Annotated in this window: 4 protein-coding genes; all 4 read right to left on the bottom strand. The window is 61.1% G+C overall.

The genetic code is table 11. The features are described from left to right. On the bottom strand, positions 1-1,695 hold a 1,695-nt coding region (locus A3764_RS22685), incomplete at its 3' end, for a TRAP transporter permease (protein WP_067952136.1). A gap of 67 nt (positions 1,696-1,762) precedes the next feature. Beyond that, entirely contained in the window at positions 1,763-2,896 is a 1,134-nt protein-coding gene (locus A3764_RS22680; RefSeq protein WP_028955082.1) for a TAXI family TRAP transporter solute-binding subunit, read from the bottom strand. A gap of 52 nt (positions 2,897-2,948) precedes the next feature. After that, positions 2,949-4,151, bottom strand: a complete 1,203-nt coding sequence (locus tag A3764_RS22675) for a CaiB/BaiF CoA transferase family protein (protein ID WP_067267135.1) — start codon at positions 4,149-4,151, stop codon at positions 2,949-2,951. Continuing rightward, the coding region (locus A3764_RS22670; RefSeq protein WP_269085039.1) for an acyl-CoA dehydrogenase family protein at positions 4,148-4,889 on the bottom strand (742 nt) is incomplete at its 5' end. The genes A3764_RS22670 and A3764_RS22675, both read right to left, overlap by 4 nt.

The following is a 4,889-nucleotide window of genomic DNA, read 5'->3' as shown; positions in this document are numbered from 1 at the left end:
CGCCATGACGATGGCAACCACATCCCCGCCCTGCAGCAGCAATGCAGGCTCGTACACGAAGACGAAGGGCAGGATGAACAGGGGCGTCCCCAGTCGCATCGACGTAAACCCCGTCGCCATGCCGTTGGCCCCCGAGATTTGCGCCGCAGTGATCGAGGCCAGCGCAACCGGTGGTGTGATATAGGACAGCATGCCCCAATACAGCACGAACAAATGCGATCCGATGGGCGACAGCCCCAGCTTGACCAGCGCAGGCGCAAGGATCGTGGCCAGAAAGATGTAACAGGCCGAAACGGTCATCCCCATGCCCAGAACGAAACTGGTGATCGCGCCCAGCACCAGCAACAACAGCGTGCTCTGCCCGCCATATTGAACCAGCTCGCGCGAAAACGCACCGCCCACGCCGGTGATGGCAAGCGATCCGACAACCAGCCCGATCCCGCAAAGCGTGGCGATCAGATAGGCAATGTCACGTGTGACCCCCTGTACCAGGCCAAGCGCCGCGGCAAGTTTGGGGATCTGCCGATGGCGCAGCAGTGCAACCAAAAGCATGGCTGCGGTGGCGTAATATGCCGCGCGTGACGGGCTGACCGCGAACAACAGCACAACCAGCGCCGCCAGCGAAAACAGATGGTGCCAGCCTTGCATCACCACCTCGCGCAAGATCGGGAGTACCTGATCTGCAGGGGAGACAATGCCCTTGCGCGCGGCAAACAGGTCAACCTGCAGCAACAGCGCGATGTAATACAGCAGCGATGGCACAATCGCGGCGACGATGATCGTCGTGTAGGGCATGTCCAGAAATGACGCCATGATAAAGGCAACAGCCCCCATGACCGGCGGCATCAACGTCCCCCCTGTCGAGGCACAGGCTTCGACTGCGCCCGCGTATTGCGCGGGGTATCCGGCCCTCTTCATCGAACTGATGGTCATGCGGCCCGTGGACAGCACGTTGGAAATCACCGAACCGGACAGCGAACCGAACAGCGCGCTTGAAATGATTGCGACCTTGGCCGACCCGCCACGCCGGCGGCCCATCAGCGCCATGGACAGGTCCATAAAGAACTGCGCGCCGCCAACGGCGTTCAACACAGCACCAAAGATGATAAACCCGACAAGCGTATCCGCCACCACGCGCAATGGAATTCCGATCAGGCTTTCCACGCCCATCACATGCGCCGCCGCTGTTTCGGTCAGCGACAAAGACGGCCCCCAGAGAAATCCGGGCATATGCTCTGCAAAAAGCGGATAGGTGGCAAAGAATGCGCAAATCACCAAAAGCAGCGTGCCACCAGACCGGCGCAGCGCCTCAAGCGACAGCAGCACCATCACAATCGACACGGCCGCAGCCGTAGTCGGCGCCACCACGTCCCATCCTTGCGTCAAGATCAGCTCGGCATTGATCGCAAAATAGATCCCCGACGCCAGGGCAAGCGCAGCAAGCACCCAATCCACCAGATTGACACGCATCTGCATGGCTCCGGTGCGCGGCGGCAGCAACAAAAACGCCGCCGCAAGGAAAATCCCGATCAACAGGTAATAGTACCTGTTCGACAACAGCGGAAAGACCCCGAACAGCGACAGATTGAAGGTTTGCAGAACAATGCCGACAAGGCCTGCTGCCCCAAGGATGCCCACAGATATGCGGGCGGGGGTGTTCAGTCGCTCGATCGGGCCTTCGTTGGACGCTTGCATTTGGATACCTCGGGGTCAGCGGTCAGGAAAATGGTCCCCGTCCATTGTTTCAGGACGGGGACAAACATTATTTTTCGATTGCAGCCCGGTGCTCTTCCCAGAACGTCGGCCAGTCCTTGGAAGAGATGTTTTGGTCCATCGCCTCTTCGGTCGCGGTCTCCCATGCGGCCATCACGTTTTCAAGCCGGGCAAGCCGCGCATCGTTCCACGCCTGGTCCTTGTCCGTCCACACGCCGATCTCTTTCAGATATCGGATGGCTCCGGGATGGAACGGCGCGTCCTGCGGTGTTGTGCCGGCCTCGCTGATGGCCCAGTTCGGCATCGCAGATGTTGCGTCCTTGTAGATATCAAAGCTTTCGTCCAGCGCCTTGATAAAGTTATAGACCTCGTTTTCATCGGCATCGGCGTAAACCGTGATCATCGGGTAGCGCACGGCAAAAATCTGTGCCGGATTGTCTTCAGAGATACCCGCGCCGGTGGTGACGGTTGCAGGGGCAAAGAAACTTGCGACATCTGTCACCGCAGCCCAGCCTTCTGCGTTGTCTTCCGGCAGGGGCGCCCAGCTCAATCCGCGCGACGATCCTTCCAGCTCGTACAGAGTGGCCGCGGTTGGTGTGGTGCCTGCAACATCTGCCTGACCATCGACCAGCGCCTGAAGCGCCGCGCCATAGGATGGAACCTCGACAACCTGTACGTCATCCCATGTCAGACCCGCAAAGGCGAGCATTGCTTCGACCTTGATGTTGATCGACGGGTTTGCCTTGATCCGTGGCACGCGCTTGCCGCGAATGTCCGCGATGGTCTTGATACCGCTGTCGGTCGCAATCGCCATGCCAAAGGTCGACGGCCGCCCGGCGACGATACGCAAATCCTGCGGTCCCCATTCCTGCACCGAGAAATCATAAAGCGCCTCGGTCGCAAAATAGACCTCGTTGGCAAGCCAGCCGTATTGCACGCGGCCTGTCTTGAGCGGCAGCAGGCGCCCGATGGAGGTGCCGGAGGGCATGATCCGCACCCGCGTGTCGAACTTCTTGCCGAAAGCATCCGCCACGGCAGAGGCTTCGGTATAGCCGCTGGATCCGACGTCATACGTCGACCAGAGCATTGAGCGTGCAAGCTCTGTTTCCTGCGCCGCGGCCGGCATGACCGACGCGATGGCAATCGCCGTCGCACCAAGTGTTTTGAGCAAAATGTTAGACATGTAGGTTCCTCCCTGTGAATGTCGTTCGATCCGTCTGCTGTCCCTTTGGACCTCAGATGTTGCGTTTGTCGGGTGTGATCCCTTTCTGGGTCAGTGCCGAAATGTCATCGGCAGAGAACCCTGCCTCTGACAGAATCTCCTCGCGGTGCTCTGCGAACTTCGGCGGCTTGCGCCGATAGCTGGCCGGCGTGGCGGCCGCTTTGACCGGCGCGCCCAAGCCGGTGTAATCCCCGATGCTGACCCGCATCTGCCGGTGTGCGGTGTGCGGATGCGCCAAGGCTTCGCCCACGTCCAGAACCGGCCCCGCCGGCACACCGCCTTCGATCAGCTTTGTGGCCAGCGTATTGGCGTCGTGACTGGCCAGAACCGCCTCGAGAACCTCGCGCAAGGCCGCGCGGTTTTTCACACGGTTTCCATTGGAGGAAAACCGTGGATCGGTCGCAATGTCAGGGGCGTCTATCAATTCACACAGCCGCGCGAACTGGCGGTCGTTTCCAACCGAAAGATAAATCGGCCGCCCGCCCGTCGCATAGGCCGAATAGGGCGAGATATTGGGGTGATCATTGCCGGTAAGCTTTGGCAGTTTTCCCGACAGGGCATAATTTGCGGCATGCGGATGCAACAGCGACAACGCGCTGTCAAACAGTGCCGCCTCGATGAACTGACCCATTCCGGTCCTGGAGCGATGATGCAGCGCCAGCAATATGCCCTGGACCGCATTCATGCCCGTGACCATATCAACCAGCGGCAGTCCCACCCGTGTCGGGCCGCTCTCCTCGGTGCCGTTCACGCTCATCAGACCGCCCATGGCCTGCAGGATCGCGTCATAGCCGGGCAAACCGCCCATTGGTCCGTCGGCCCCAAATCCGCTGACCCTGCAATAGATCAGGGCCGGGAACCGTTCGCGCAGAACCTCGGGGCCTATGCCCCAGCGTTCCATCGTGCCGGTCTTGAAATTCTCAAGCACGACATCCGCATCCGCCAACAGGCGCATCAGCACATCGCGACCTTCCTCCTGCCGCAAATCCAGCGCCAGCGCGCGCTTGTTGCGGTTGATGCCGATGAAATAGGATGCGGTTTCCTCTTGGAACGGCGGGCCCCACTCGCGGGTTTCATCGCCCGAGGGCGGCTCGACTTTGATCACATCCGCGCCATGGTCGCCCAGTATCTGCCCGGCGATCGGCCCGCCCAGCACGCGCGACAGATCGACGACCTTCAAGCCATCAAGCGCACTTGTGTTCGGAACCGCCGTCATTGCGCTGCAATCTGCGTTTGCGTGGTGACATCGCTGACCAGCGCGCGATTCAACAGCGCCGCAATGGCGGCATCGTCTTCGGATGATCCGGCGGCCGGTGCGGCCAAAGGATCATGCGCGGTCAGCTTGTGGGCAATCACCGCATCCGCCAAACGCTTGCGGTCGCCGGAATACCCGGCATCACCCGAAAGCTTTGCATCTTCCCAAACCATGATCGCCGCTGAGGTGGCATTGTAAACCGCGCTGGCAGCGGCGCGCACATCGCCTTCGCGCGCACGGTCATTGGCAACGCCATCCAGCAGATCGGCGGCGCGGTCAAAACAAGCCGCCACCTTGGCAACGTCGGTGCCCGCCTCACGGGCGTCATCCAAAAGCGTGCCGACATAGGCCCGCAAGGCATCCAACGCCCCGGCACGACGCACCGCGCGCGCCACGTCAAGGGCCACGATGTTACTCGTGCCCTCCCAGATCGAGCCAAGATGGGCATCGCGCAGGACCCGCGCGTCCGACCATTCCTCGATATAGCCACAGCCGCCGCGCACCTCCATGCCGTCGCCCGCGACCTTGCGCGCGTCACGGCAGGTGCGGAACTTTATCAACGGCGTCAGGATACGCAGGACCCTGGCCATCTCGGCATCACCCGCATCTGCGGCCTGCAACACGCGTGCCGTATGAAAGACCATCGAACGCCCTTGCTCGGCGGTGACCAGCATTTTCATCAGCTGCCGACGCATCAGC

This window comes from Sulfitobacter sp. HI0129, assembly GCF_001635395.1.
Taxonomy (GTDB): Bacteria; Pseudomonadota; Alphaproteobacteria; order Rhodobacterales; family Rhodobacteraceae; genus Sulfitobacter.
Note: the sequence above shows the minus strand (reverse complement) of the source record. Positions and strands in the feature narration are given on the sequence as shown.